The following is a 26,894-nucleotide window of genomic DNA, read 5'->3' as shown; positions in this document are numbered from 1 at the left end:
ACGGCGGTACGGAAGCGCCCCGGAGGCCTTGCAAAATGCTGGATATCGTACTGGTTGAAGACGACGCTCGGCTGGGCACGATGGTCAGCGACTACCTGCAGCGCCACGGTTACCAGGTCGCCCATGAGCGCTGCGGCCAGCGCGCGATCGCCCGGATCTTCAGCGAGAAGCCGGCGCTGGTCCTGCTCGACATTGGCCTGCCGGACCAGGATGGTTTCGAAGTGTGTCGGCAGATCCGGCCCCACTATGACGGGATCATCTGCGTGCTGAGCGCCCGTACCGACAACATCGACCAGGTGCTGGGGCTAGAACTGGGCGCCGACGACTACATCGGTAAGCCGATCGAACCGCGGGTGTTGCTGGCCCGGCTGCGCGCCCATCTGCGCCGCCACCGCCGGGTCGAGCCACGCGATGAAGCGCTGCGTTTCGGTGAACTGAGCATTGATCCGTCCACCCGCAACGTGCATCTGCAGGGCCGCCTGCTGGAACTGACCACCGCCGAATTCGACCTGCTGTTCCTGCTGGCCGGCAACGCGGGCCAGATCCTCGACCGCGATGCGCTGCTGCGCGGCCTGCGCGGCATCGCCTTCGATGGCCTGGACCGCTCGATCGATGCACGCATCTCGCGGCTGCGGCGCAAGCTGGGCGACAACCCGGAACAGCCCGAGCGGATCAAGACCGTGCGCGGCCGTGGTTACCTGTTCAGCCGATCGGCATGGGGATGAAGCATCCATCGTCGGCCATGCGTGGCCACGCCTTCCACTTCCTGCGCTACGGCATCGGCTTCCTGGTCGCCCATCTGCTGCTGATCGTGCTCGGGTTATGGGCCTGGGATGCGCTGCTGGAAGACCGCACCGAGGCCAGCCTGCAGGCGGAAATGCGCGGCCCGCATGCGATGCTGCAGCATCGATTCGCCGAGACACCCGCCGCGCAGTGGCCCGCCCTGGCACGCCAGCTCGACAGCGATTTCGCCTACCCGCTGCAGCTGATGCCGTTGACCGACGCGGCCGCGATACTACCGGCGAAACAGCGCCAGGGCCTGTACAACGGTCACGTGCAGATCGAACTGGACAGCATGCGCAGCCTGCAGCGCGTCGGCAACAGCAGCAGTGCGCTGATCCTGGGACCGTTGGACCAGGCCCTGCCCGAGGAAGGCTGGCAGGACAGCGAAGCGTCCGGCGTGGCCATCATCCTGCTGATCCTGATGGTGGCGGTGGCGTTGCCGATGTACGTGATGGTCTACCGGCTGTGGCGCGATGTCTCGCAGCTGGCGCAGACCGCGCGACGGATGCGCGATGGCCAGCTCGACAGCCGTGCGCCGCGTGCCGGTACCGCGCTGGTGCGGCCGTTGGCCAAGGCGTTCAACCACATGGCCGAACAACTGCAGTTGCTGCTGGAAAGCCAGCGCGTGCTGGCCCAGGCGGTGGCCCACGAAGTACGCACGCCGCTGGCGCGGATGCGCTTCGGCCTGGCCGATCTGGAAGACACCGGACTGGACGACGCCCAGCGCGATGCGCTGTCCGGGCTGCGCATCGATGTGGACCGGCTCCAGCACCTGACCGACGCCGGCGTTGAGTACGCCGCACTCGGCCGCTGCCATCAGCTCACCCGCCAGCGCCTGCAGCTGGCCGCGCTGGTACGCGGGGTGGTCGACCAGTTCGCACCACTGACGATCCCGGTGCAGCTGGACCTGTCACCGGCAGGGCTGGTCAACGTCAACGTCAACGTCAACCGGCACATGCTGGAACTGGCGCTGCGCAACCTGCTGGGCAATGCGCTGCGCTATGCGCGCCGGCAGATCCGCATTGTCAGCACGCTCAACGAGGGATGGCTGTGCCTGCAGGTGGAGGACGACGGCCCCGGCATCGCCGTCGAACTGCGCAGCCAAGTGTTGCAGCCCTACGTGCGGCTGGACCAGGCCAGCCCGGGCTTCGGGTTGGGCCTGGCGCTGGTGCAGGTGGTGGCGGACAAGCATCGCGGCCACGTGGAAGTGGTTGACTCGGCGCTCGGTGGTGCCTGCATCCGGCTGCTGCTGCCGATGGAAAGCAGCGTGGCGCCACCAGCAGAAGACGTCTAGTTCGTCTCCGCATCCGCGCGTGGCAAGGCGAACACCAACAGCGCGCCCTGTTCGCTGTCGCGCAGTTCGATACGGCGGCCATGCAACTGCACGATGCGCTGCACGATCAGCAAGCCGAGCCCGCCGTTCTCGCCACGCTGCGCACCCAGTGCCGCCGGCGCCTGGAACAATTGCCCACGCAGCGCTGGCGGGACCCCGGGGCCATCGTCCTGCACCGCCACCTGCACACTGTCGGGCAGCGCCGACAGCTGCACCTGCACGCGGCCACCGTCCGGTGCATGCCGCAGCGCGTTGTCGAGCAGGTTGGTCAGCACGCGCTCCACCAGACCGAGATCGGCGCGTACCAGCGGCAGGCCCGGCGGGAACTCAGCATGCAGGCGCTGCCCACGTGCCTGCGCGGCCAGTTCGAATTTCTGAAGTACGTCCTGCAGCAGTTCCGGCAGCGCGAAAACTTCCCACTCCAGCCGCACTTCGCCGTGTTCCAGCCGCGCCAGTTCGAACAGCGCGCGGGCAAGACGGCCGACCTTGGCGCTCTGCGCCAGCGCGATACCGAGATAGCGACGACGCTCCTGCGGCGACAGCGTGGCTTCCTTCAGCGCCAGCGTTTCCAGGTAACCGTGCAGCGAGGACAACGGCGTACGCAGGTCATGCGATATGTTGGCCACCAGTTCGCGGCGCTGCAGGTCCTGCTGGCGCAGCTGCTGCCACTGCTCGCCCAGCCGTTGTGCCATCTGTGCATGGGCATGTTCGAGGATCTTCAGTTCATCGCGCTCACCCGCACGCAGCGGTACCGGCGCGGGCAGCGGCGTCGGTGCGTCGATGTCGAAGGCCTGTATGCGCCGGGTGACCCGGCGCAGCGGCCGGGTCACCCAGTAGAAGGCCACCAGGCCGGCAAGCAGGCCCAGCCCGCCGATCAACAGCACCGACCACAGTGTGGTGCGCCATTGGCTGCCGGCGGCCAGATCGTCGGCCAGCATCTGCCGGTGTTCCCCCACCAGCACCACGTACACGTAACCTGCCTGCCGCCCCTGCACCACCAGCGGCGCGACACTGAACACCTTGCGGCCATCGGCACTGCGGGGATCGTCACCGAGGATCGGCAGCGGCGCACCGGACAGCAGGCGCCGCAGCGGTGCCACGTCCACCCGGCTGCGCACCAGGTGGCCGCTGGGCGCATCGTGGCCGAGGATGCGGCCCTGGTCGTCCAGCAGGTACACCTCGACACTGGGGTTGACCGCCATCAGCTGGCCGAACAAAGCGCGCACCGCCGCGTCGCGCATGCCGCTGGTGTCCATCAGCTCACTGCGCTGGGCGATGTGCTCGGCCAACCCCAGCGACAGGCGCTGCACCACTTCCTGCTCATGGCGGGTATTGGTGCGCATCTGCCAGGCCAGCAGCGCCAGGCAGCACGTCAGCATCAGCGCCGACATCACCAGCGCCAGTTTCTGCCACAGGTTCGGCTTGATCATGTGGCCGCCCCGGCCGGGTCGACGAGTTTGTAGCCGCGCCCCCATACGGTCAGCAGACGCCGCGGGTTGCCCGGGTCGGTTTCGATCTTGCTGCGCAGGCGGTTGATGTGGGTGTTGACCGTGTGCTCGTAACCATCGTGCTGGTAGCCCCAGACCTGGTTGAGCAGTTCCATCCGCGCAAAGACCTGGTCCGGGTGGCGAGCGAAGAACAGCAGCAGTTCGAACTCACGCGGTGTCAGTTCCAGTGCATTGCCATCGACGGCGGCGGTGCGCGCGACCGGGTCCAGGCGCAGTCCACCGAGTTCGATCGCCCCGGCATCGATGCGCGCGTTCTGTGCCATGGCTTCGGCGCGGCGCAGCAGTGCACGCACGCGCGCCACCAGTTCCGGCATCGAGAACGGCTTGGCCAGGTAGTCGTCCGCGCCCAGTTCCAGGCCGACGATGCGCTGGGTTTCGCTGCCGCGCGCGCTGATGATGATGATCGGCACATAGCGCGCCATCGCGCGTGCACGCTGGCAGACCTGCAGGCCGTCCACGCCCGGCAGCATCACGTCCAGTACCAGCGCATCCCACGGGCCTTCCTGTTCGATCAGGCGCAGGCCGGCATCACCGCTGGCGGCGTGTGCGACTTCATAGCCCTCATCACCCAGGTGCATGCGCAGCAGGTCGGCGATATGGGCATCGTCTTCAACGATCAGGACACGTTTGGCGGACATCGGCAGAGTCGGGCCAGTGGGGAGGCTGCCCGCATTGTGGCGCGGGAGCGACGTGGATACCTCACGAAAAATTGAATCCTGCGTGAGGATTCGTTGACCGGAGGGGGCGCAGCATGGCCCCGTCGCCCCTTCCAGGAGTCCGCCATGTCCCTCACCCGCCGCCATCTGCTGGGCCTGGGCGGTGCTGTCACCGCCGCCGGCCTGCTGGGACTGGGCGCATGCGGCCGCGCTGCCCCCGCCGCTGCCGAGGCACGGCCTTCGCGACAGTTCGAGGTCGCCCGCAGCGATGCCGAGTGGCGCCGGCTGCTGAGCCCGGCGCAGTACGCCGTGCTGCGCCAGCAGGCCACCGAGCGCCCCTGGAGCAGCCCGCTGAACAAGGAACACAGGCAGGGGACATTCGCCTGCGCCGGCTGCGCGCTGCCGCTGTTCTCTTCGTCCACCAAGTTCGAGAGCCACACCGGCTGGCCCAGCTTCTGGGCACCGCTGCACAACGCCATCGGCGAGGACCGTGACACCACCTTCGGCATGTTGCGGGTGGAGGCACACTGCCGCCGTTGTGGCGGCCACCTCGGCCACGTGTTCAACGACGGCCCGCGCCCGACCGGACTGCGCTACTGCATGAACGGCGCGGCGATGACGTTCATCCCCGGGGCTGCACAACAGGACGCCGCTGGCGGCTGGCGCGTGCCACTCGGTTCTTCCCCCACTTCGGGAGCATGATGATGCTGCTGTTGCTGCTTGCCTATCTCGGGGGCGTGCTGACCCTGCTCAGCCCGTGCATCCTGCCGGTGCTGCCGTTCGTGTTCGCACGCGCCGATCGTCCTTTCCTGCGCAGCACCCTGCCACTGCTGCTGGGCATGGCGCTGACCTTCACCGTGGTCGCCAGCCTGGCTGCGGTCGGCAGCCAGTGGGTGGCGCAGGCCAACCAGATCGGCCGCTGGGTGGCACTGGTGCTGATGGCCGTGTTCGCCGTCGCGCTGCTATGGCCGACCCTTGCCGACCATCTGCTGGCGCCGTTCCAGCGCATCGGTGCGCGGCTGAGCGCGCGTGCCGATGCTGCTGATGCGGCCGGCCGTGGCGGCGCCTGGACCTCCCTGCTGATCGGCGTCGCCACCGGCCTGCTGTGGGCGCCCTGCGCCGGCCCGATTCTCGGCCTGGTGCTGACCGGCGCCGCCCTGAACGGCGCCAGTGTCGGCACCAGTTCGCTGCTGCTGGCCTACGCGCTGGGCGCAGTCACCGCGTTGGCGCTGGCCGTATGGGTGGGTGGCCGCGTGTTCCGTGCCCTGCAAGCCCGCCTCGGCCTGGGCAATGTGGTGCGCCGGGTGCTGGGTGTGGCCGCGCTGCTGGCGGTGGTGGCGATCGGCCTGGGCTGGGACACCGGCCTGCTGACCCGCCTGTCCGCGGTCAGTACCGCGCGCATCGAGCAGGGCCTGCTGGATGCCGTGCCCGACGCGCAACCCGCGGCACCGCCGATGATGATGATGGCAGCCGGGCAGGCAGGCGCGCCGCTGCCGGTGGAAGGCACATTGCCTTCGCTGAGCGGCGCCACCGGCTGGCTCAACAGCCCACCGCTGAGTGCGGAACAGCTGCGCGGCAAGGTGGTGCTGATCGATTTCTGGACCTACTCCTGCATCAACTGCCTGCGCGCGATGCCGTTCGTTCACGAGTGGGCGCAGCGTTACCGCGACCATGGCCTGGTGGTGGTCGGTGTGCATACGCCGGAGTTCGCGTTCGAGCGCGACCCGCGCAACGTGATGAAGGCCGTGCAGCAGCTGAAGGTCGAGTATCCGGTCGCGCTCGACAACCAGTATTCGATCTGGCGCGCGTTCAACAACCGCTACTGGCCGGCGCACTACTTCATCGACGCGCAGGGCAACATCCGCGGCCATCAGTTCGGCGAGGGCAACTACGCGCACTCCGAACAGGTGATCCGCCGCCTGCTGGTGGAAGCCGGGCAGACCGACCTGCCACCGCCTGCGGACCCCGCTGCGACCGACCTGCAGGGCGTAGCCACGCAGGCCGACATGGGCAACCTGCGTTCGCCGGAAACCTACCTGGGCCACGCACGTGCCGAGCAGTTCGCCTCACCGGGCGGGCAGCGCGCCGACGCAGCATTTGGCTACGCGCTGCCGTCCACCCTGGCGCTGAATCAATGGGGCCTGTCCGGGCAGTGGCTGGTCAACGATGAAGCGGCACAGCTGCGGCAGGCCAGCGGGCGCATCGCCTTCCAGTTCCATGCCCGCGACCTGCATCTGGTGCTGGCACCGGGCGAGGACGGAACGCCGGTGCGCTTCCGCGTGCTGCTTGATGGCAAGCCACTGCCAGCGGCCGATGCCGGCGCGGACGTGGCCGCCGATGGCACCGGTACCGTCAACGAACACCGTCTGTACCAGCTGATCCGCCAGCGCGGCACGATCGGTCCGCATCGTTTCGAGATCGAATTCCTCGACGCAGGCGTGCAGGCCTACGCCTTCACCTTCGGTTGAACCGGGAGCACATGATGAAACTCTCCTTCGAACAGGGCATTGCCGCCGGCGTCGCCGGCCTGGTTGCCACCGCGCTGGTCGCGGGTGTGCTGCTGGTGGACCGCAGTGCGGTGGCCACAGCGGCCGAGCCCACGGCACAGGTGCAGGCGCTGCCAGTGCCCAGTGGCGACGCGGCGTTCCGCGATGACGCCAGCCACGCCAGCGTGGTCTTCGCCGGTGGGTGTTTCTGGGGCGTGCAGGGCGTGTTCCAGCACGTCAAAGGGGTGAGCAACGCGGTGTCCGGTTACATCGGGGGTAGTGCCGCCGATGCCCGCTATGAGCGCGTCAGCGGTGGCCGCACCGGCCACGCCGAAGCGGTGAAGGTGGACTACGACCCGCGCCAGGTCAGCTATGGGCAGCTGATGCAGGTGTTCTTCTCGGTGGTGCACGACCCGACCCAGCTCAACCGCCAGGGGCCCGATCACGGCAGCCAGTACCGCTCGGCGATCTTCGTCGATGACACGCGCCAGCAGGCAGCAAGCCGCGCCTACATCGGCCAGCTTGGCCAGGCGGGCAGCTACCGTGCGCCGATCGTTACCCAGGTGGGCAGTGGCCAGCGCTTCTACCCGGCCGAGAGCTACCACCAGAACTACATGAGCAACTTCCCGCAGGCCGCGTACATCCGCTACTACGACGCGCCCAAGCTGGCCGCGCTCGGCAAGCAGTTCCCGGCGTTGTATCGCCGCGATCCGGCGCTGGTGCCGATGCGGTGACACCCCTCTTCTGTAGAGCCGGGCCCATGCTCGGCTGCTGTTGGCGGAAGAGCAGCCGAGCATGGGCTCGGCTCTACACACAACAGAAAAAGACGCACGGCCACAGGGCCGTGCGCTTGGAAAGTATCGACCCGGCCCCGATCAGGCCCGGCCGACAACGACATGCTAGGCTCGTCGGCATCATGGGTACAGAACCAGATGCGGGTCGAGTCGATGGATACAGAAGACACCACCACGATGATCCCACCCCGCTACCAGCGGCTGTCGGACGAACTGGCTGAAGCCATCCATGGCGGACGCCTGCCGGTCGGCAGCCGGTTGCCGTCGCTGCGGCAGATGGCTTCGCAGCGCCAGCTCAGCCTGAACACCGTGATTGCGGCCTATCGCCAGCTGGAAGACGCCGGACTGGTCATTCCGCGGCCGAAGGCCGGCTTCGAAGTTGCGCCGCGACTGTCGGCACCGCAGCGTTCGCTGCGCGATGCGCCGTCAGCACCCACAGCGCCGCTGCAGCAGATGCTGATGGCCCGCGTGCTGGAAGCACAGCGCCGCCCCGGCGTGGTCGACCTGGCCTTTGCCGGCCCGCGCGGACGACAGTTCTACCCGGGTGCGCAGCTGGCAAGGCATACCGCACAGGTGCTGCGACATGGCCAGCAGACCGTCGAAACCTACGCCCGCCCCAACGGTTCGCAACGCCTGCTGGCGCAGATCGTGCGGCGCGGTCCACGGCTGGGCCTGCATACCCATACCGAGCGCCTGCTGCTGACCCATGGCGCGATGGAGGCGCTGCAGCTGGCCCTGCGCGCGGTCACCCAGGCCGGTGATGCCGTCGGCATCGAGGCGCCCTCGTACTTCAACCTGTACCCGCTGCTGACCACGCTCGGCCTGCAACCGATCGAACTGCCCACCCATCCGCAGCGTGGCCTGGACGTGGATGCGCTGGACGCACTGCTGGAGCACACACCGCTGGCGGCGCTGGTGGTGATGCCGACCGTGCACAACCCGTTGGGCTGCACGATGCCCATCGCCGACAAGCAACGCCTGGCCGAGCTGGTCAACGCGCGCCAGCTGCCGCTGATCGAAGATGCGGTGTATGCCGAACTGCAGTTCTGCGAGCCGCCGGCCCCCTTGCTGAAGGCGTTCGACCGCGATGGCTGGGTGATGGTGGTCGGCGGCTTTTCGAAGACGCTGGCACCGGACTATCGGATCGGCTGGCTCGATGGCGGACGCTTCGCCGAACGTATCGCGCTGCTCAAATTCCAGTCCACCGGCGGCGAACCGCAGCTGCTCGGTGATGCGGTGGCCGCCTACCTGGAAGCAGGCAGCTACGAGCACCACCTGCATCGCATGCGCCGGTTGTACCGCGAGCAGGTCGGTCGCCTGCGGCAACTGGTCGCCGAACATTTCCCGGCCGGCACCTGCGCCACCGAGCCGCAGGGAGGGTTCCTGCTGTGGCTGGAGCTGCCGGGTGTGGACACCCGTGAACTGTTCGAGCGCGCACTGGCGGAGGACATCGTGTTCATGCCGGGCCAGGTGTATTCGCGTGGCCCGCGGTACCGGCATTGCCTGCGGTTGTCGTGTTGCCAGACCCTGGACGCGCGCTTCATCGGTGCGGTGGAACGGTTGGGTGCGATCGCGCGGGAGCTGGTGGCACGTTGATGGATCGGTAGCGCCGGGCCACGCCCGGCGGCTTCTCTGCCTGCCGCGCTGCGCGCTCGCCGGGCATGGCCCGGCGCTACCCTCACGCGTCGTGCAGGTACGTGCTCAACGCTTCTCCATCGGCGCCCGGCAGATGCGGCAGGCGTCCCCAGCAGGGCATCGGCAGGCGCTGCTGCAAGGTCGCGAAGTTCTCATCCTGGTGTTGCATCGAAGGATCGATGTGGTTGCCGATCCAGCCCAGGCAGTCCACGCCGCTGGCCAGTAGCGATTGCGCGGTCAACCGCGCGTGGTTGACGCAACCCAGGCGCATGCCGACCACCAGCACCACCGGCAGCCGCAGCGCTCGCACCAGATCAAGCTGGTCCAGCTGCGCCGACAGCGGCGCCAGCCAGCCGCCCACGCCTTCGACCACCACCACGTCAGCCTGTGCGCGCAGACGTTCGAAGGCCGCCACGATCGGGGCCAGCTCGATGCGCACGCCATCTTCTGCTGCCGCCAGCTCCGGCGCCAACGGCTGGCGCAATGCGTAGGGGTTCAGATCGGCGTAGTCCGGCACCGGCAGGCTGGCGGCCTGCAATGCCAGCGCGTCGTCGTTGCGCAGCCCCTGCCCCAGATCGTGGCTGCCGCTGGCCACCGGCTTCATGCCCACCGCGCGCAGGCCGCGCCGGCGCAGCGCATGCAGCAGCGCGGTACTGGCGGCGGTCTTGCCGATCTCGGTATCGGTGCCGGTGACGAACAGGGCCGTCGGCAACGTGGCAGGCAGGGACATCACAGGCTCCAGCAGGGCAACAGAGCCTGCATTATCGCTGGCCCGGTACGCTTGCTAGACTGCGGCCATGTTCGCCAACGCCTCGCTCACCGGCAGCAAGCCGGAACAATACGCCCAGCTGCTGGAACAGGCCCGTGGCCTGGTCTACGGCGAGTCCGACCGCATCGCCAATGCGGCCAACCTCGCTGCACTGGTCTACCACGCCCTGCCCGACCTGAACTGGGTGGGCTTCTACCTGTATGACGGCAAGGAACTGGTGGTCGGTCCGTTCCAGGGCCTGCCAGCCTGCGTGCGCATTCCGCTGGACAAGGGCGTGTGCGGTGCGGCCGCCAGCCAGCGTATGACCCAGCGCATCGAAGACGTGGAGGCCTTCCCCGGCCATATCGCCTGCGATGCCGCATCGCGCTCGGAGCTGGTGGTGCCGTTGCTGCGGGGTGAGGAACTGATCGGTGTGTTCGATATCGACAGCCCGGTCGTCGGCCGCTTCGATGCTGAAGACCAGGCCGGTCTGGAAGCCATCGCCCGCGTGTTCGTCGGAGCGTTGGCGTGAGCGCGGTCAAGCTGCGCAACATCGGCCCGAAGAGTGCGGCATGGCTGCGCCAGGTGGGCCTGCGCAGCCGCGAGGACCTGGTTGCCATCGGTGCCGTCGGCGCCTTCGTCAAGGTCAAGCGTGCCGGCTTCAAGCCCAGCCTCAACCTGCTGTATTCGCTGGAAGGTGCGCTGCTGGATTGCCACTGGCAGGAACTGAGCGAACCGCAGCGCACCGCGCTGGTGCACGACTACGAAGCGCGTATCGCCGTGCATCCGCTGAAGGCGGCAGGTCCGGCATCGGGCCCGGTGCATGAGCAGCGCTTCGACGCCGAGGACGACGGCGAAGACAGCGCGGCCGAGAGCGCCGACGAGGATTGATCGGTAGCACCGGGCCATGCCCGGCGAGCGCGTAGCGCGGGTGATGTGGAATCCGCCGGGCATGGCCCGGCGCCACCGGATTCGTCAGGGTTGCTGCAGCTCCAGCAGCTCGCCCACCAGCCCCGCTTCACCACGCTCGACCCACACGCGCAGGCGCGTGCCGTGGTCGATGCGCAGCGCCCAGCACAGCGACATCGGCAAGCCGCATACCTGCGACAGCACCATGCGCAGCGGACCACCGTGGCTGACCACTACCGTCGGCGCCGGGTCGTCGTCATCCAGCAGTCGGTCCAGCGCCCGTGCGATGCGTCGTTCGAAATGACCCCAGCTCTCGCCATGCGGCGGCGGAAACGCGTGCGGATCGGCGTGGAAGGCGGCCAGCGCCTCTTCCGGCAGATCGAACAATGACTGGCCATCCCAGTCGCCGAAATCCAGCTCTTCCCACTCCTCGTCGGCCTCTACGTCCAGCGCGCGCGGTGTGGCCAGTGCCATCGCCGTATGCAGCGAGCGCAGGCGCGGCGAACTGATCACCCGTTCCCACGACTGCCCGGCATAGGCATCGACCAGCTCCTGCGGCAGGCGGGCCAGCTGCGGCGGATCGCTGCGGCCATCGAGGAACTCATCGCGACCGTTGCCGGCATGGCGGACCAGGTCGAGGATCATGCGCGTACGCAGTCAGGGCGGCGCGGGAACAGCGGAAAACAGACGGACATCGGCAACGGCACCACGATAATTCGAGCTGCATTCTAGGCGCTGGCGCAGGTCTGCTGCACCGTGCAGGTGCATCCGCGCCTCTTCAGTCGTGCAGGTTCGACGCTACGGGCCGGCCGCGATGCCGTAGACTGCGCGCACTTCCAGGTGACCTGCGGCCCTGCCGGCAGGTTGAAACGGGAAGCCGGTGACGCGTGACAACACGCCATGCCGGCGCTGCCCCCGCAACGGTAAGCACGTCAGTTCCAGGCAACCCGCCACTGTGCCGCAGGCATGGGAAGGCGCCTGGACGGTGGCCTCGGGCCACCCGGCGGCGAGCCCGGAGACCGGCCCGGAAGCCTCAGGTCGCGATGCGGTGGGCATGGCGCTGGTTGTCTGCGGCGATGGCCGCGGCATCGGCGCGTGCCTGCCTGTTGTGACTCCTCCCCTTCGCTGCGCGGGCGTGCGCGGCACCAGGAGTCCCCCCGATGAAACTGCAGTCCCGAATGCTCTCCCTGGCCGTGCTGGCCGCGCTTCCTGCATTGGCGCTGGCCGATGATGGCGCCGCCGACCTCGATCAGGTGCTGGTCACCGCCACCCGTACGCCGATCGCCCTGCAGGACAGCATCGCGCCTGCGCAGGTGATCGACCGTGCGCAGATCGAATCCAGCCAGGCCACCTCGCTGCAGGAACTGCTGCAGGGCCGCGCCGGCATCAATCTGACCAATGCCGGTGGCCTGGGCAAGCAGAGCTCGCTGTTCCTGCGTGGCACCAATTCCTCGCATACCGTGGTGCTGGTCGATGGCGTGCGCATCAACAGCGCCGACCTCGGCCTGGCGATGTACCAGGATCTGCCGCTGGCGCAGATCGAGCGCGTGGAAATCGTGCGCGGCCCGCAATCCAGCCTGTACGGCGCCGACGCCATCGGTGGCGTGATCCAGATCTTCACCCGCCGCAACCAGGGCGAATTCGCTCCGCATTTCCAGCTGGGCGGCGGCAGCAACGGCCTGCGTGAAGCCAGTGGCGGCATCGGCGGTGGCACCGAACGCGGCTGGTTCGGCGCCGACATCGCCTACCAGCATTCGGACGGCATCGATGCCTGCCGCGGCTCGGCCACGCTGTTTGCCGGCTGCTTTGCCGATGAACCCGACCGCGATGGCTACCGCAACCTGTCCAAGAGCCTGCGCGGTGGTTACAACCTGAGCGACCAGTGGACCGTGGAAGGCAGCGCCCTGCGTGCCGACGGCAAGAACCACTACGACGGCTACTACAACTACTCCGAGACCCGCCAGCAGGTGCTGGCCGGCAAGGTGCGCTACACCCCGTCCGAGCAGCTGACGCTGACTGCCAATGTCGGCCGCAGCGACAACGAGTCCGACAACGTCGGTGATTTCGGTGCACGCGGCAGCGCACAGACGCACCGCGACAGCGCCTCGCTGCAGGCCGACCTCGGTGTGGCCGAAGGCCAGCTGCTCAGCGCCGGCGTGGACTGGAGCGAAGACAACCTGGACGGCAGCAGCGCAGGTTACCTGGTCGACAGCCGCCGCAATACCGGTGTGTTCCTGCAGTACCAGGCGCGCTTCGGCCGTCACCAACTGCAGGTCAGCGCGCGCAACGACGACAACCAGCAGTTCGGCAACCACGCCACCGGCAGCCTCGGCTGGGCGATGGAGCTGGGCCATGGCCTGCGCGTCAACGCCAGCTACGGCACCGCGTTCAAGGCACCGACCTTCAGCGACCTGTACGACCCGTGGAGCGGCGTGCCGGCGCTGGACCCGGAGAAGTCCAAGAGTGCCAACCTCGGCATCTCGCAGCAGGGCCAGGGCTGGCGTTGGGGCCTGGACGTGTACGAGACCCGCATCGATGACCTGATCACCTATGACGCGGCCACCTTCCGCATGCAGCAGGTCGAAAAGGCACGCATCCGCGGTGCGGAACTGACCGGCGGCGCCACCGTGGCCGGCTTCGACATCAACGCGCAGCTCAGCTTCACCGATCCGCGCAACCGCACCCGCGGCAGCGCGCAGTTCGACAACTGGCTGGCACGCCGTGCGCAGCAGACCGCGCGCCTGGACATCGACCGCCGCTTCGGTGATTTCCGCACCGGGCTGACCGTGCAGGGCGCGGGCAAGCGCTACGACGATGCCGCCAACGCGGTGAAGGTCGGCGGCTACGGCACGCTGGATCTGCGCGCCGAATACGCGCTGACCCCGGCATGGTCGGTGCTGGCGCGGGTGGCCAATGTGTTCGACCGCGCGTACGAGACCGTGGCGTGGTTCAACCAGCCCGGCCGCGAGTACCAGCTGAGCGTGCGTTACCAGCCGAAGTGAAAAGGGGCGCCGGGCATTGCCCGGCGCCCCCAGATGCCATCGACGCATGGTGTCGATCTACTTGTAGAACCGAGCGCAGGCTCGGCTCTACACCGGAATGCCTGCAGCCAGGCCCGGCAATTCGCGCAGGTCGTCGATCACCGCGACAGCGTGCGCGTTGTCCAGGTCCAGTCCGCGCGGATAGCCGTAACGCACCAGGGCGATCGGCATGCCGGCGTCTTCGGCGGCGCGGTAATCGGTAAGCGAGTCGCCCACCATCAGGCACGCATCAACGGGCAGTTCGAAATGCGCGGCGATATGCCGCAACGGCTCGCCGCTGGGCTTGCGCTGCGGCAGCGAATCACCGCCCAGCACCAGCGCGAAAGCCTCGGCGATGCCCAGGTGCTGCAGCAACGGCGGCACCAGCGCGGCCGGCTTGTTGGTGCAGATCGCCAGCGGTACGTTCAACGCGCGCAATCCTGCCAGCGCTTCCACCACGCCATCGAACAGCTGCGGGCTGCGCAGCAGGCATTCGCGGTAGTGGACCATGAACGTCGGCATCACCGCTGCCAGGTCGATTTCGCGCCCGGCAGCCTGCACGGCCTGTTCGACCAGCCGGCGCACGCCGTCGCCGATCCAGCCCAGCACGGTGGCTTCGGGTACGCGCGCCAGGCCGATGTCTTCCAGCGTGCGGTTCAGTGCTTCGGCGATATCGGCGGCGCTGTCGACCAGCGTGCCATCGAGGTCGAACACGACCAGCGGATAGGGATACGACAAGGGACGGCTCACTCGTGCAACGTGGGGCCGTCCATTGTACGCCCGCGCCTTCAGCCGATCCGGCGTGCGCGGGTGGCCTGGCGGTCCCAGGCAGCACGGTTGCGGTCGATCAACGCCTGTCCATGGTTCATGTGTTCTCCTTGCCCGAAGGGCGCCAGTCCAGATCCTGGAACGCCGGGCTCGCGAAGCACTCGGCGAGGAAGTCCAGGAATCGCCGCATGATAGCGGGCTGCTGTCGACGCGACGCATACACCGCATGGATGCCGAGCTCGTCCAGGCTGTACTCGGGCAGCAGTTCGATCAGTTCGCCACTGCGCAGCAAGGGTGCGACCTGGTAGGTCGGCAACATGGCGATGCCGGCATTGGCGCGCACGGCCTCCAGCAGCAGCGATGCTTCATTGGCGCTGATGTTGCCGCCCACCGCGACCGACAGCGAACGCCCTTCACGATGCAGCTGCCATAGGCTTTTGCCGACGTAGTGATGGGTCAGGCAGTTGTGCGCGGCGAGGTGTTCGGGCGCGGTCGGCGTGCCACGTACCTGCAGATAGGCCGGTGTCGCGCACAGCACTGAGTGGCAGATCGCCAACCGGCGTGCGATCAGGCTGGGATCGATCTGCCGCGCGATGCGCACCGCCAGGTCGACGCGCTCCTCCACAAGGTTGACCGTGCGGTCGACCAGCAGCAGTTCGATGCGTGCGGCCGGATGGCGCTGCACGAAGGCGGCCACTGCGCGCGCCAGATGGCTCTGTCCGAACGACACGCTGGCGGTGATGCGCAATGTGCCGTGCGGCTCGGGATCGTCGCTGGCCAGCTCGCCCTGCAGTTCCTCACCAATCGCCAGCATCTGCCGGAAACGCGCCAGCGCGGCTTCACCGGCCCCGGTCAGGCTGACCCGCCGCGTGGTCCTGTGCAGCAGCCGCGCGCCCAGCCAGCCTTCGACCTCAGCCAGGTAACGACTGACCATCGCCCGCGACATGTCCAGCACCTCGGCGGCGGCGGTCAGGCTGCCGCGCTCGGCGACTTCGACGAATACGGTCATGGCGGTCAATCGGTCCATCTGCTCGATCCATGCAACAAACAAGCGCGTTATACGCTGTTTTTCGAGCGACTGCAGCGGCCTACAGTGGCCTCATTCCCCAGCCCTACCCCACGGAGTCCTGCCATGAAGATCGCCCTCGTCGGTGCCACCGGCAACATCGGCCGCCAGATCGCCCGCCACGCGCTGGCCAACGGCCACCAACTGACCGTCATCGTGCGCAGCGCGCAGGACCTGCCGGCCGAGCTGGCCGGCGCCCATCCGGTCATCGCCTCGCTGGATGACCAGGATGCCCTGGTCGCCGCCATTGCCGGCCACGATGTGCTGGCCAGCGCTTACGGCCCGCGCCCGGGCGACGACATCGGCCGCGTCGGCGAGGTTGCCGCGCAGCTTGCCGACGCCGCCCGCAAGGCCAACGTGCCGCGCTTGGTGGTGGTCGGTGGCGCCGGCAGCCTGGAAGTCGCCCCCGGCGTGCAGCTGGTCGACACCCCCACCTTCCCGGAGGCGTACAAGCCGTACGCGCTGGCCCACCGTGAAGCGTTCAACCGCCTGCAGGCAGTGGATGACCTGGACTGGACCTTCTTCTCGCCGGCCGCCGAAATCGGCCCGGGTGACGAGCGTGGGCAGTATCGCGTGCAGCCCAGGGCCTTCCTCGCCGATGCCAGCGGCCACAGCCGCATCAGCTACGCCGACTACGGCGCTGCGTTCGTCGCCGAACTGGAGGCGCGCAAGTACCCGAAGCAGATCATCACTGCAGCGTACTGATCGCGGCATGCGCCGGGTTTCATGCCCGCGGGGCGTCGCCCGGCGCTACCTCCCCCGCTGGGCCGATGCTCGGCTCAATATCCCAAAGGACACCTCCCATGCGTACCGCTGCCCTGCTGTTCCCCCTCGCGCTGGCTGCAGGTTTCGCCAGCACCCCGCTGCTGGCCGCACCGGCCGCGCCTGCGCCTGCCAGCGCCGCTAAATCGCAACTGCGCCTGCAGACCTTCCATCCCGGCCCGCAGGCGATGTTCTCGGTGTCTTCGGTGCTGATCGAAGGGCGCAACGACGCGATCCTGGTCAACGCGCAGTTTGGCGCCGGCGATGCACGCCGGCTGGTCGAACAGATCCGCGCCAGCGGCAAGCGGCTGACCACCATCTACATCAGCCATGGCGATCCGGACTATTACTTCGGCCTGGCCACCGTGCAGGATGCGTTCCCGCAGGCGCGCATCGTCGCCACCGCGCAGACCGTGGCGCACATCCGTGAAACCCAGGCCGGCAAGCTGGCGTACTGGGGGCCGAAGATGGGCGCCGACGTTCCCGCACGCATCGTGGTGCCTGAAGTGCTGGAAGGCGATGCACTGCAGCTGGAAGGCCAGCGCCTGCCGTTGATCGGGCTGGATGGCCCGACGCCGGACCGCAGCGTGCTGTGGGTGCCGTCGCTGCGCGCAATCGTCGGTGGCATTCCGGTGGTGGCCGGCGAGCATGTGTGGATGGCTGATACGCAGACGCCGCAGTCGCATGCCGATTGGCTGCGCACGCTGCAGCAGCTGCAGGCGTTGCAGCCGAAGGTGGTGGTGCCCGGTCATTACGCGGAGGGTGCGGCACTGGATGCCAGTGCGTTGCGCTTTACGGCGGATTACATCCGCGCCTTCGATGTTGAATCAGCCAAGGCCAAGGACAGTGCGGCATTGGTGAAGGCGATGCAGGCGCGCTATCCGAAGCTGGCGGGTGTGGCGTCGCTGGAGTTGAGTGCGAAGGTGGCCAAGGGCGAGATGCAGTGGCCGTAAGGTAGGGGTTTTCTTTTGCAGGGCTGCGCCCTGCACCTGCCGAATCGACGGCAACGGCAACGGCAAAAGCGGGCATTCCGTGGGTTGGCGGGGTGGGTCCGCCTTCGACAGATCTCCGCAACCTGTCTGGATGGCATGGCCTGCTCTTGGTGGGTGTCGACCTTGGTCGACACTTGGATCCACGCCATGCGTGGATGAACGATCAGGAACGATCGGTCTGGGTGTGCTCGAACAACTCCCCTTGCACCACGGCTTCCTTCTCACGGAAGCCGCCGAGGCCGACGCCGACCAGGCGATAACGGGTGTCGGCGGGCAGATCAACGCGGGCGCGCAGTGCCAGCGCGATGTCGCGCAGTTCTTCCATCGACTCGGGCGGGCGTTCCGGGGTGAAGCTGCGGGTGAGGAGGCGGAACTGCGCGGTCTTCAGCTTCAATACCACGGTGTGGCCAATGCGTTCGGTCTTGCGCGTGGCATGCCAGGTCTTCTCGGCCAGCTGCACGATCGCTTCAGCCAGGTCTTCCAGCAACAGGTCCTCGGCGAAGGTGTCTTCGGAGGAGATCGACTGCACCTGCTGGTCAGGCTCCACCGGCCGCTCGTCGACACCGCGTGCGCGGTTGTACAGGCTGCGGCCGAAGCTGCCGAAGGCTTCTTCCAGATCCGGCAGCGTCCACTGCCGCAGGTCACCGCAGGTGACGATGCCGCGCGCTGCCAGTTTGCCTTCCATCACCTTGCCGACGCCGGGCACGCGGTTCACCGGCAGCGGCAGCAGGAACGCATCCACCCGCTGCGGCGGAATCACGAACTGGCCGTCAGGCTTGCGCCAGTCCGAGGCGATCTTGGCCAGGAACTTGTTCGGCGCGATCCCGGCTGAAGCAGTGAGGTGGGTTTCCTCGCGGATCTGCGCGCGGATGGTGCGGGCGATGTCGGTGGCCAGCACGATGTCACTCTTTGGCACCGTGACATCCAGATAGGCCTCATCCAGAGACAACGGCTCGACCAGGTCGGTATGGCGCAGGAAGATCTCGCGCACGTGGCGCGACACCGCCTTGTAACGTGCGAAGTCCGGCGGCACGAAGACCGCGTCCGGGCACAGGCGCTCGGCGCGCAGGGCCGGCATCGCAGAACGCACGCCGAACACGCGCGCCTCGTACGAGGCGGCACACACCACTGAACGCGCGCCGCGCCATGCCACAACCACCGGCTTGCCACGCAGTGACGGATCGTCGCGCTGCTCCACCGACGCGTAGAAGGCGTCCATGTCGACGTGGATGATCTTGCGCAGTGCGTTCATGGTTGGCCCACATGATACCTGCACCGTACCGGTCCAGACGCCGAAGTATGGTCGTTGTGCATCAACGGGATGCGTGGTTTCAGCTGAAAACACTACGCACGCGTACGGAGACGCGGTTTGATATCCGCCTGATCCGTCGTGCATCCTCGGGAACTCGTTGCCTTGTTTTCGCTTCCAGGATTGCGCTTTCCATGACTCGTCTCCACGCGTTCAACCGCGACCAGCTGCTGGCCAGCGCACGCGGTGAACTGTTCGGCGCTGCCGCCGGCCGGTTGCCCAACGACCCGATGCTGATGTTCGACCGCATCACCGACATCCGCGAGGACGGCGGACCGCATGGCAAGGGCATGGTACGCGCCGAACTGGATATCCGTCCGGACCTGTGGTTCTTCGGCTGCCACTTCATCGGCGACCCGGTGATGCCCGGCTGCCTGGGCCTGGATGCCATGTGGCAGCTGACCGGCTTCTTCCTCACCTGGCTGGGTGCGCCCGGCAAGGGCCGCGCCCTGGGCTGCGGCGAAGTGAAGTTCACCGGCCAGGTGCTGCCAGACGCGAAGCTGGTGCGCTACGAGATCGACATCAGTCGCGTCATCAACCGCAAGCTGGTGATGGCCCAGTCCGACGCCCGCATGTACGTGGACGACCGCGAGATCTACAACGCCCGCGACCTGCGCGTGGGCCTGTTCACTGAAACCGGGAGCTTCTGATGCGTCGCGTCGTCATCACCGGCATGGGCATCACGTCCTGCCTCGGCAATGATCTGGATACCGTTTCGGCCGCCCTGCGCGAGAGCCGCGCCGGCATCACCGCGCTGGCCGACCACGCCGAAGCCGGCCTGCGCAGCCAGGTCGGCGGTCGCGTCGACCTCGACCTGGACGCGCTGATCGATCGCAAGCAGAAGCGCTTCATGAGCGATGCCGCCGCCTTCGCCTACCTGGCGATGGCCGATGCCATCACCGATGCGGGCCTGACCCCGGAACAGGTCAGTGGCCTGCGCACCGGCCTGATTGCCGGTTCCGGCGGTGGCTCCAGCGAATGGCAGGTGGGTGCGGTCGATCTGCTGCGCAGCCGCGGCGTGCGCAAGGTCGGTCCGTACATGGTGCCGCGCACGATGTGCTCGACCGTGTCGGCCTGCCTGGCCACCGCATTCCAGATCAAGGGCGTCAGCTACTCGCTGTCGGCCGCCTGCGCGACCTCCGCACACTGCATCGGCGCGGCTGCCGACCTCATCCGCCACGGCGCGCAGGACATCATGTTCGCCGGCGGCGGTGAAGACCTGCACTGGTCGATGAGCGTGATGTTCGATGCGATGGGTGCACTGTCCACCAGCTTCAACGACACCCCTGCCAGCGCCTCACGCCCGTATGACAAGGACCGCGATGGCTTCGTCATCGCCGGTGGTGGAGGCATGCTGGTGCTGGAGGATTACGACCACGCCGTGGCGCGTGGCGCGCACATCCATGCCGAGCTGATCGGCTATGGCGTGACCTCCGATGGCGCCGACATGGTCGCGCCGTCCGGTGAAGGCGCCGTGCGCTGCATGAAGATGGCGCTGCAGAACGTTGACCGTCCGCTGGATTACCTCAACACCCACGGCACCTCGACCCCGCTGGGCGATGTGACCGAGCTGGGGGCGATCCGCGAGGTGTTCGGCGATGCGATTCCGCCGCTGTCCTCGACCAAGGCGCTGTCGGGCCATTCGCTGGGCGCTGCCAGCGTGCATGAAGCGATCTACTGCCTGCTGATGATGCGCGACGGCTTCGTGGCCGGTTCGGCCAACATCGGCGAGCTGGACCCGAAGGTGGAAGGCTTCCCGATCCTGCGCGAAAGCCGCGAGCAGAAGCTGGATACGGTGATGTCCAACAGCTTCGGCTTCGGCGGCACCAACGCGGCGCTGGTGTTCGGCAGGGTGTGATCTGAAAGCGTGCCAACCAAGGTTGGCACCTACCAGAGCGGTAGCCATGGATGTAGAGCCGAGCCCATGCTCGGCTCAGTGCCAACCAAGGTTGGCAGCTACCTCGGCAACAGCGGCAGCAGCAGTGCGTGGGCGTCCACCAGCGAGCCGACGATGCGGTGGCCCAGCGCACGCAGTTCTTCATCGGGATGCACCAGGTCCGGCACCTGGATCACGGTCATGCCCGCAGCCAGTGCGGCACGCGTGCCGGCCGGGGAATCCTCCAGCGCCAGGCAGCGTTCTGGTGCCTTGCCCAGCCGCTGCGCGGCCAGCAGGTAGATGTCCGGTGCCGGCTTGGCCCGCGCCACGTCGCCACCGGCAACCACCGCATCGAAGTACGGCAGCAGCCCGGTCGCCGCCAGCTTGCGGTTGGCCCGCGGTTGCCGGGTCGAGGTCGCCACCGCACGCGGCACCGCGTGCGACTTCAACAACTCAAGCAGTTCCAGGATGCCCGGGCGCAGCGGCAAGCCGGTCTGCGTGCGCTCTTCATACAGATCATGGCAGCGCGCGGCCATCGCCTCGATCATGCTGTCTTCGATGCCCTGCTGGCGCAGCAGCGCCTGGCTGTCGCGGTCGCCAAGGCCGACCATGCGCACGAAGAAGCTGGCATCCAGCGGCAGGCCGAACTCTTCCGCCGCCTCGCTCCAGCACGCAAGCGATACACGCTCGCTGTCGATCATCAGGCCGTCCATGTCGAAGATGACGGCGTCAGGCAGGAACGGCAGCGCAGCGATGGAGGTCATGGAGCGAACAGCGTATCCAGATCGGTGGAGGTCAGCAGCCGCCATTGCCCTTCGGCCAGTCCCTCCAGGTCCAGGCCACCGACGCGGCTGCGGTGCAGTGCCTGCACGTGGTTGCCTGCGGCAGCGAACATGCGGCGTACCTGATGGTAGCGACCTTCGTGCAGTACCAGGCGCGCCTTGCGCGGCCCAAGCACCTGCAGTTCAGCCGGCAGCAGGGGCGTCTTCTCCGCTTCCAGCATCAGCGTGCCGCTGGCAAACAGCGCCGCCTCATCACCGCGCAGGTCCTCAGCCAGCTCCACCTCGTAGACCTTGGGCAGCTTCGACTTCGGCGAAATGATCCGGTGCAGCAGGTTGCCGTCGTCGGTCAGCAGCAACAGTCCACTGGTCTCGCGATCCAGGCGGCCGACGGTGGACAGCACCGGGTCGCGGTCGCGGAAGCGCGGCGGCAGCAGGTCGTAGATCAGGCGGCCCTTGTCCTTGGTCGAGCAGGTGTAGCCGGCCGGCTTGTACATCGCCAGCGACAGGCCCACCGGCGGGTCCAGCGGCTCGCCATCGACGCGCACCGCTTCATGCGGCACCTGGTCGTCGGCATACAGCACCTCGCCGTCGGCGTCGGTGACGCGGCCTTCGCGGAACATCCACTGCACCTGCTTGCGGCTGCCGTAGCCGAGATTGGCGATGTGCTTGACCAGTTTCACCGTCCCTTCCCCTTGCCCTTCACCGCCTCGACCAGCTTGAAGCCATCGCGCTCGGCAACCACGCGCACCGCGCCGAAGCTCTCATTGAGCGTGTATTCGTATGGCAGATGGCGGTTGGCCACCACGTACAGGCGCCCACCCGGGCGCAGTGCCTGCGCGGCCACGGCGATGAAGCGCTGGCCGATGTCCGGGCGATCCGCACGCGAGGGTGTGTGGAACGGCGGGTTGCTGATGATGACGTCGTAGTCCGGCTCGATACCGGCGGTAACGTCGCGCCACAGGAAGCGCAGCGGCACCGGGCGCGGCGGCGGCGCCAGATTGAGTTCGGCCAGGTCCAGCGCGCGCTTCTCGGCCTCGTACAGGTCCAGTGTGGTGATCTTCGGGCAGCGCTCCAGCAGCTCGCGCGACAGGTAGCCGTAACCGGCACCGAGGTCTGCCGCACGCCCGGCCAGGTCGGCCGGCAGATGTTCGGCAAGCAGCGCCGAGGCTGGGTCGATGCGGTCCCAGGCGAACACGCCCGGGCGGCTGAGGAAACGGCCGCCGACGATCGGCCGCACCGCGTCCAGGCTGCCCCAGCGCTTGGCCACGTCCGCATCATGCTGGCCCTGCAGCGGAGCGGTCCAGAACACGCGGCAATGGTTCTTGGTCAGGCTGCCGCCGAGGCCGGCCAACTGCTTCAGGTCGCCTTCGCCGGAGCGGGCGCCTTCGTTGTTGTGCTGGCAGGCCACGATGCGGCCACCCTCGGCGACCAGCGCCAGGGCGCGGGCGAACAGCGCGCGGGCTTCCTCGCGCTGGCGCGGCGGCAGCACCAGCACCAGCGGGTAACGGCCGCGGCCGGCAACATCATCCAGCTGGCCGCTGACGGTCCAGCCAGCGGCCTGCTGCAGCGGCTGCGCGAACGGAGCGAAGCTCTGCTCGCAGTCGACCTCATGGCCGCCGGCCTGCTCGCGCAGGGGCCAGCCGTCACGGGCGCGCAGGAAAGCCACCGGACCCTCCGGCCAGCGCAGGGCGCCGCTGGAGAACGGCAGGAACAGGGTCTGCAGGGGGGCGTCGTCGCTGGATGCCATCGGCGCGGGTACTGGAAGCGTGAGGGCCGTCCATTGTACCGGCTTGTCCGGCCCGGCCCCGGTCACCGCTTTGCGAAACTTCAACGTTGCTTTGATGCCGCAGCAACATGCCAGCGTTCAGGGTAGAAGCTCCCCCGCAATTCCTGGAGATCCTGCATGCGTGCCTTGTTCGTCGGAGGTGTTGTCGACAACAGTGAAATGGACCTGGAAGGCAGCCATCCCCCCGTGCATTACCCGGAGGATACCGGTGGCGGCCACTCCCGCTACCGCCTGCACCAGGTCGGCCACGGCGCCGATGGCAGCGTGGCCTACGCCGTGTATGGGGCACCGGATCTGGCAGACGATGAAGTGGCGCGGGTGGCCGAGGAGCGCGCCTATGCGCGCAGGTTCGAGGCGACGGCAACGCTGTTCGAGCATTGACCGTCGCGACCACGCATGGCGTGGCTCTACTGTTGATCCATGCCATCTGCGGATGCGGTCGGAGTAGATCCACGCCATGCGTGGATGCAGCCATCCGCAGAGGGCGTCAGAGCCTCGGCGGTAGCTCGCGGATGCTGGCGATTTCATCCAGCCACACGTGATGCTGCTGCACCGGGGTATCGAGATCGTCCAGCCGCAGCTGGCCATTGCTGCCTTCGTCGCCGGCCTCATTGCGGTACTGCTGCAACGTTGGCTGCACGGCCACGGTGCCAAGCAGGCGGCGACCATCGTGCAGGGTCAGCTGCACTTCGGTTTCCCCGTGCAATTGCGGCAGCAGGGCTTCCAGGCGCGCGATCTGCGCGGCATCGGTATGGACTCGGGGAGCAATACGGGACATCGACAACCTCCTGCGTGCAGGCGAGCAGGATCGCCGATTGGCCGTGAATGCTCAGTGCAGCAGGCTGTCCCCGCGCGTGGCCTGCACGCGCCGCACCACACCCACCAACTGGGCCACCGAGTACGGCTTGGCCACATGTTCCTGGAAGCCCGAGGCCAACGCACGGCGACGGTCATCGGCACGCGCCAGCGCCGTCACCGCCACCGCAGGCAATGCCGCGGCATCCACGCCCAGGTCCTCGCGCAGCGTGCTCACCAGGCCATAGCCATCCATGCCCGGCATGCCGATGTCGGTCAGCAGCACGTGGTACTGCAGGTGGCCATTGTCGGCCAGCAGCGCCAGTGCCTCGCCCGCAGAGCTGGCCGCAGACACGCTGGCGCCCTGCTCTTCCAGCATGCGCCGCAGGTACTCCAGCACTTCAGGCTGGTCTTCCACCGCCAGCACGTGCAGGCCGCGCAACGGGTACGGTTCGACCACCATCGGCTCCAGGATCGGACCGCTGACGACCTCACGCAGCGGACGCCGTTCGGCATCGGGCAGGTGCTGCGGCAGGCGCACGGTGAAAGTGGAACCATGACCATGCCCATCGCTGGCCGCACTGACCGTACCGCCGTGCAGCTCGACCAGCTGCTGCACGATGGCCAGGCCCAGGCCCAGACCGCCATGACGGCGGGTGGTGGTGCCGTCGGCCTGGCGGAAGCGACTGAACAGATGGTTCAGGAACTCCGGCGCGATGCCGTCGCCGGTATCACGCACGGTGATCGTCCAGTAGTTGCCATCGGCCTGCAGCTGCACGTCGATGCGGCCCTCAGCCGGGGTGAACTTGATCGCGTTGGACAGCAGGTTCCAGAACACCTGCTGCAGCCGGGTGGCATCGCCCAGCACCTGGCAGGCCTGCGTCGGCAGCTGCAGGGTGACGTCCAGCGCTTTGCCCTCGGCCACCAGCTCCTGCGCGCCCATCGCTTCGTTCAACTGGTCGCGCAGGTCCAGCACTTCCACTTCCAGCTGCACCTTGCCCAGCAGCATGCTGCTGAGATCGAGCATGTCCGAGATCAACCGCTTCTGCGCGGTGGCGCTGTTGGCGATCACGCCCAGGCCCTTGTACAGCGGACTGGTGGCATCGACGCGCTGCAGCAGCAGTTCGCTCCAGCCCAGGATCGTGGTCAGCGGCGTGCGCAGCTCGTGCGACAGCGTGGCCAGGAACTCATCCTTCAGCCGCGCCATGTTCTCCGCGGCACTGCGCGCGGCGCGCTCGGACTGCAGCAGCTCCTCGCGCGCCAGTTCGATCTCGCGACGCTCGGTGACGTCCGGGCTGCTGCCGGCCAGGCCGATGAAACGGCCCATCCGTGAGAAGCGCGGGCGGGCGTTCATTTCCAGCCAGCGCCACTGTCCATCGGCACGGCGGGCGCGTACCAGGGCATGCATCGAACGCTGCGCTTTCAGGGCTTCCTGCAGTTCGTATTCGAACACCGACGCATCGTCGGGGTGCACCAGGCCGCGCCAGACATCTTCCGGCACGCGGTTCTCGTCGCCGCCGAAGAACTCGCTGAAGGCACTGTTGACGAAGCGGGCGTGGCCGCGCTCGTCCAGCACCCACACCGGCATCGGCAGGCCATCGGCCAGCGCACTGAAACGGGCCTCGCTCTCGCCCAGCTCCACTTCCATCTGCTTGCGCGCGGTGACATCGAAGAACAGCACGCCCACCAGGTCATCACCCGGCCGGCCGACACGCACCGCATCCACCGCGAACGAGCGCCCGAGGGCACGGGCGTCCATCTCGAACTGCGCCGGTCGCCCGGTCCGCGCCACTTCGCCGTAGATCCGGAACCAGTCGCCTTCGTGCTGTGGCTCCAGCGCGCTCATGCGCTTGCCGCAGGCATCCTTCAGGCCGGTATGGCGCTCGAAGGCATCGTTGACCTCGAGGAAGCGGTAATCGATTGCCTCATCACCGTCGAACAGGACCTGGATCACACAGAAACCTGCGTGGATGCGCTCAAGCACGCCATGGTGCAGGTCAGTTTCGGGCGTCGGCACCATCAAGGGTGAGCGCTCCACGAGGGGCGGCAGTGTGGACAAGGGCGTGGGGGAAAGACCGGATGGAGGTACAGCATCTTCCAGAGCGCGTATTCACAGCGTCAAGCGCCGTCAGTCACGGTTGACGACCATGAATTGGCGGCAACTGTTGACGCATTTGACGCTACTGACCATTGCTGCGGCCGTCCGGCGGGATCACACTCGATCCGAGATCATCATCCTCCCCGCTTCGGGGACGCAGGAGACTGCCATGAAAGGTTCGCTTTCAACCGCCCTGCTGCTGGCCGGCATGCTTGCCGTGGGCAGTGTGGGCGCCGCGCCGCGCACGGTAACCGCGCCCGACGCACCGCGCGCGCTGCAGGCCGATGGCCCGGTCAGCGTCCAGTGGAATGATCCAGCGAAATTCACCGAGCTCCGCCAGAGCAGCAACCGCTTCGAGGCTGAACGCGGTGACTGGGTGCAGCAGCTGGCACGCTACGTACAGACCAGCGCCGCCAAGCCACTGCAGCCCGGGCAGACGCTGGACGTGACCCTGGTCGATATCAAGCGCGCGGGCGACTACGAGCCCTGGCACGGCCCGCGTGGCAGCGACATCCGGATCATGCGCGACATCTACCCGCCGCGGATCACCCTTCAGTACACGCTGAAGGACGCCAGTGGGCGCATCATCGATGAAGGCGACGCCCGCCTTAGCGACAGCGGCTACCTGCACAACATCGGCCTGAAGAGCGATACCGATCCGCTGCGCTATGAAAAGCGCCTGATCGATGACTGGGTGAAGCGTCAGCTGACCTCGCGCGTCACCGCTGCCCGGTAGGTGTCGACCTTGGTCGACACGCATTCACGGCGCCGACCAAGGTCGCCCGCTA

The 26,894-nt window shown here is 67.6% G+C and carries 27 protein-coding genes and 1 riboswitch; of the genes, 15 read left to right on the top strand and 12 right to left on the bottom strand.

Annotated elements, in window-relative coordinates:
- The first annotated feature begins 35 nt into the window (after positions 1–35).
- Both WKB25_RS19225 and WKB25_RS19220 read left to right on the top strand, forming a co-directional pair.
- The gene (locus WKB25_RS19225; RefSeq protein ID WP_340572455.1) at positions 36–725 is read left to right on the top strand and encodes a winged helix-turn-helix domain-containing protein; all 690 of its coding nucleotides are present in this window, start codon (positions 36–38) and stop codon (positions 723–725) included.
- The gene (locus WKB25_RS19220; protein WP_340572453.1) at positions 722–2,077 is read left to right on the top strand and encodes an ATP-binding protein; all 1,356 of its coding nucleotides are present in this window, start codon (positions 722–724) and stop codon (positions 2,075–2,077) included. Before WKB25_RS19225 ends, WKB25_RS19220 begins: the two co-directional genes overlap by 4 nt.
- Here WKB25_RS19220 and WKB25_RS19215 read toward each other — a convergent pair.
- Positions 2,074–3,546, bottom strand: coding sequence for a HAMP domain-containing sensor histidine kinase (locus tag WKB25_RS19215; protein ID WP_340572451.1), 1,473 nt, complete (start codon positions 3,544–3,546; stop codon positions 2,074–2,076). The genes WKB25_RS19220 and WKB25_RS19215 overlap by 4 nt on opposite strands.
- Complete coding sequence (locus WKB25_RS19210) at positions 3,543–4,262, bottom strand: response regulator transcription factor (protein ID WP_032976390.1); 720 nt, start codon at positions 4,260–4,262, stop codon at positions 3,543–3,545. The genes WKB25_RS19215 and WKB25_RS19210 overlap by 4 nt, the downstream gene beginning before the upstream one ends.
- Positions 4,263–4,406: 144 nt before the next feature.
- Between WKB25_RS19210 and msrB the strand changes: the two genes are divergently transcribed.
- From msrB to WKB25_RS19190, 4 genes are all read left to right on the top strand, one after another.
- The gene (msrB, locus tag WKB25_RS19205) at positions 4,407–4,982 is read left to right on the top strand and encodes a peptide-methionine (R)-S-oxide reductase MsrB (RefSeq protein ID WP_340572450.1); all 576 of its coding nucleotides are present in this window, start codon (positions 4,407–4,409) and stop codon (positions 4,980–4,982) included.
- Positions 4,983–4,984: 2 nt separating this feature from the next.
- Positions 4,985–6,748 (top strand): cytochrome c biogenesis protein DipZ, encoded by a 1,764-nt coding sequence (locus WKB25_RS19200; protein ID WP_340572449.1) that lies wholly within the window; start codon positions 4,985–4,987, stop codon positions 6,746–6,748.
- A 14-nt stretch (positions 6,749–6,762) separates the two neighbouring features.
- The gene (msrA, locus tag WKB25_RS19195) at positions 6,763–7,500 is read left to right on the top strand and encodes a peptide-methionine (S)-S-oxide reductase MsrA (protein WP_340572448.1); all 738 of its coding nucleotides are present in this window, start codon (positions 6,763–6,765) and stop codon (positions 7,498–7,500) included.
- Positions 7,501–7,713: 213 nt separating this feature from the next.
- Complete coding sequence (locus WKB25_RS19190; protein WP_340572445.1) at positions 7,714–9,156, top strand: PLP-dependent aminotransferase family protein; 1,443 nt, start codon at positions 7,714–7,716, stop codon at positions 9,154–9,156.
- Positions 9,157–9,238: 82 nt separating this feature from the next.
- Here WKB25_RS19190 and bioD read toward each other — a convergent pair whose 3' ends face one another.
- A complete protein-coding gene (bioD, locus tag WKB25_RS19185) occupies positions 9,239–9,925 on the bottom strand; it encodes a dethiobiotin synthase (RefSeq protein ID WP_340572443.1) in 687 nt (228 codons plus the stop codon).
- A gap of 67 nt (positions 9,926–9,992) precedes the next feature.
- Between bioD and WKB25_RS19180 the strand changes: the two genes are divergently transcribed.
- Together WKB25_RS19180 and WKB25_RS19175 are read left to right on the top strand one after the other, a co-directional pair.
- Positions 9,993–10,475, top strand: a complete 483-nt coding sequence (locus WKB25_RS19180; RefSeq protein WP_340572441.1) for a GAF domain-containing protein — start codon at positions 9,993–9,995, stop codon at positions 10,473–10,475.
- Positions 10,472–10,834 carry a TfoX/Sxy family protein gene (locus WKB25_RS19175; protein ID WP_340572439.1) on the top strand — a complete coding sequence of 121 codons (363 nt, stop codon included), beginning with the start codon at positions 10,472–10,474 and terminating at the stop codon, positions 10,832–10,834. The genes WKB25_RS19180 and WKB25_RS19175 overlap by 4 nt, the downstream gene beginning before the upstream one ends.
- Before the next feature lie 84 nt (positions 10,835–10,918).
- Here WKB25_RS19175 and WKB25_RS19170 read toward each other — a convergent pair whose 3' ends face one another.
- On the bottom strand, positions 10,919–11,497 hold the full coding sequence (locus tag WKB25_RS19170; protein WP_340572437.1) for a histidine phosphatase family protein: 579 nt from the start codon (positions 11,495–11,497) through the stop codon (positions 10,919–10,921).
- 176 nt (positions 11,498–11,673) lie between these two features.
- A riboswitch (cobalamin riboswitch) is annotated at positions 11,674–11,895 on the top strand.
- 117 nt (positions 11,896–12,012) lie between these two features.
- Here WKB25_RS19170 and btuB point away from each other — a divergent pair.
- On the top strand, positions 12,013–13,854 hold the full coding sequence (btuB, locus tag WKB25_RS19165; protein ID WP_340572434.1) for a TonB-dependent vitamin B12 receptor: 1,842 nt from the start codon (positions 12,013–12,015) through the stop codon (positions 13,852–13,854).
- Positions 13,855–13,941: 87 nt separating this feature from the next.
- Here btuB and gph read toward each other — a convergent pair whose 3' ends face one another.
- A complete protein-coding gene (gph, locus tag WKB25_RS19160; protein WP_340572461.1) occupies positions 13,942–14,610 on the bottom strand; it encodes a phosphoglycolate phosphatase in 669 nt (222 codons plus the stop codon).
- Positions 14,611–14,737: 127 nt separating this feature from the next.
- Positions 14,738–15,667, bottom strand: coding sequence for a LysR family transcriptional regulator (locus tag WKB25_RS19155; protein WP_340572432.1), 930 nt, complete (start codon positions 15,665–15,667; stop codon positions 14,738–14,740).
- Between the two features lie 105 nt (positions 15,668–15,772).
- On the opposite strand from WKB25_RS19155, the gene WKB25_RS19150 reads away from it, so the two are divergent.
- Complete coding sequence (locus WKB25_RS19150; protein ID WP_340572430.1) at positions 15,773–16,411, top strand: NAD(P)H-binding protein; 639 nt, start codon at positions 15,773–15,775, stop codon at positions 16,409–16,411.
- A 98-nt stretch (positions 16,412–16,509) separates the two neighbouring features.
- Positions 16,510–17,421: an MBL fold metallo-hydrolase gene (locus tag WKB25_RS19145; protein WP_340572427.1), complete on the top strand. Its 912-nt coding sequence runs from the start codon at positions 16,510–16,512 to the stop codon at positions 17,419–17,421.
- A gap of 202 nt (positions 17,422–17,623) precedes the next feature.
- On the opposite strand, the gene dinB is transcribed toward WKB25_RS19145, so the two are convergent.
- A complete protein-coding gene (gene dinB, locus WKB25_RS19140) occupies positions 17,624–18,712 on the bottom strand; it encodes a DNA polymerase IV (protein WP_340572425.1) in 1,089 nt (362 codons plus the stop codon).
- 191 nt (positions 18,713–18,903) lie between these two features.
- Between dinB and fabA the strand changes: the two genes are divergently transcribed.
- Together fabA and fabB are read left to right on the top strand one after the other, a co-directional pair.
- The gene (gene fabA / locus WKB25_RS19135; RefSeq protein WP_165376167.1) at positions 18,904–19,419 is read left to right on the top strand and encodes a 3-hydroxyacyl-[acyl-carrier-protein] dehydratase FabA; all 516 of its coding nucleotides are present in this window, start codon (positions 18,904–18,906) and stop codon (positions 19,417–19,419) included.
- Positions 19,419–20,627 carry a beta-ketoacyl-ACP synthase I gene (gene fabB, locus WKB25_RS19130; protein ID WP_089238458.1) on the top strand — a complete coding sequence of 403 codons (1,209 nt, stop codon included), beginning with the start codon at positions 19,419–19,421 and terminating at the stop codon, positions 20,625–20,627. Before fabA ends, fabB begins: the two co-directional genes overlap by 1 nt.
- Before the next feature lie 98 nt (positions 20,628–20,725).
- On the opposite strand, the gene WKB25_RS19125 is transcribed toward fabB, so the two are convergent.
- Genes WKB25_RS19125 through WKB25_RS19115 form a run of 3 tightly spaced genes read right to left on the bottom strand, consistent with a single transcriptional unit; the run spans position 20,726 to position 23,174 of the window.
- On the bottom strand, positions 20,726–21,409 hold the full coding sequence (locus tag WKB25_RS19125; protein ID WP_340572418.1) for an HAD family phosphatase: 684 nt from the start codon (positions 21,407–21,409) through the stop codon (positions 20,726–20,728).
- Entirely contained in the window at positions 21,406–22,107 is a 702-nt protein-coding gene (locus WKB25_RS19120) for a 16S rRNA pseudouridine(516) synthase (RefSeq protein ID WP_340572415.1), read from the bottom strand. Before WKB25_RS19120 ends, WKB25_RS19125 begins: the two co-directional genes overlap by 4 nt.
- Entirely contained in the window at positions 22,104–23,174 is a 1,071-nt protein-coding gene (locus WKB25_RS19115) for a class I SAM-dependent methyltransferase (protein WP_340572413.1), read from the bottom strand. Before WKB25_RS19115 ends, WKB25_RS19120 begins: the two co-directional genes overlap by 4 nt.
- Before the next feature lie 156 nt (positions 23,175–23,330).
- Between WKB25_RS19115 and WKB25_RS19110 the strand changes: the two genes are divergently transcribed.
- Positions 23,331–23,594 carry a hypothetical protein gene (locus tag WKB25_RS19110; protein WP_049466447.1) on the top strand — a complete coding sequence of 88 codons (264 nt, stop codon included), beginning with the start codon at positions 23,331–23,333 and terminating at the stop codon, positions 23,592–23,594.
- Between the two features lie 106 nt (positions 23,595–23,700).
- On the opposite strand, the gene WKB25_RS19105 is transcribed toward WKB25_RS19110, so the two are convergent.
- Both WKB25_RS19105 and WKB25_RS19100 read right to left on the bottom strand, forming a co-directional pair.
- Positions 23,701–23,991, bottom strand: a complete 291-nt coding sequence (locus WKB25_RS19105; RefSeq protein WP_340572409.1) for a DUF3247 family protein — start codon at positions 23,989–23,991, stop codon at positions 23,701–23,703.
- Positions 23,992–24,042: 51 nt separating this feature from the next.
- Positions 24,043–26,028 (bottom strand): ATP-binding protein, encoded by a 1,986-nt coding sequence (locus WKB25_RS19100; protein ID WP_340572406.1) that lies wholly within the window; start codon positions 26,026–26,028, stop codon positions 24,043–24,045.
- Positions 26,029–26,275: 247 nt separating this feature from the next.
- Between WKB25_RS19100 and WKB25_RS19095 the strand changes: the two genes are divergently transcribed.
- A complete protein-coding gene (locus WKB25_RS19095; RefSeq protein WP_340572404.1) occupies positions 26,276–26,842 on the top strand; it encodes a DUF3016 domain-containing protein in 567 nt (188 codons plus the stop codon).
- Positions 26,843–26,894 lie beyond the last annotated feature (52 nt).

The sequence above is a fragment of the Stenotrophomonas sp. G106K1 genome, assembly GCF_037969685.1.
In the GTDB taxonomy this organism is placed as follows: Bacteria; Pseudomonadota; Gammaproteobacteria; order Xanthomonadales; family Xanthomonadaceae; genus Stenotrophomonas; species Stenotrophomonas lactitubi.
Note: the sequence above shows the minus strand (reverse complement) of the source record. Positions and strands in the feature narration are given on the sequence as shown.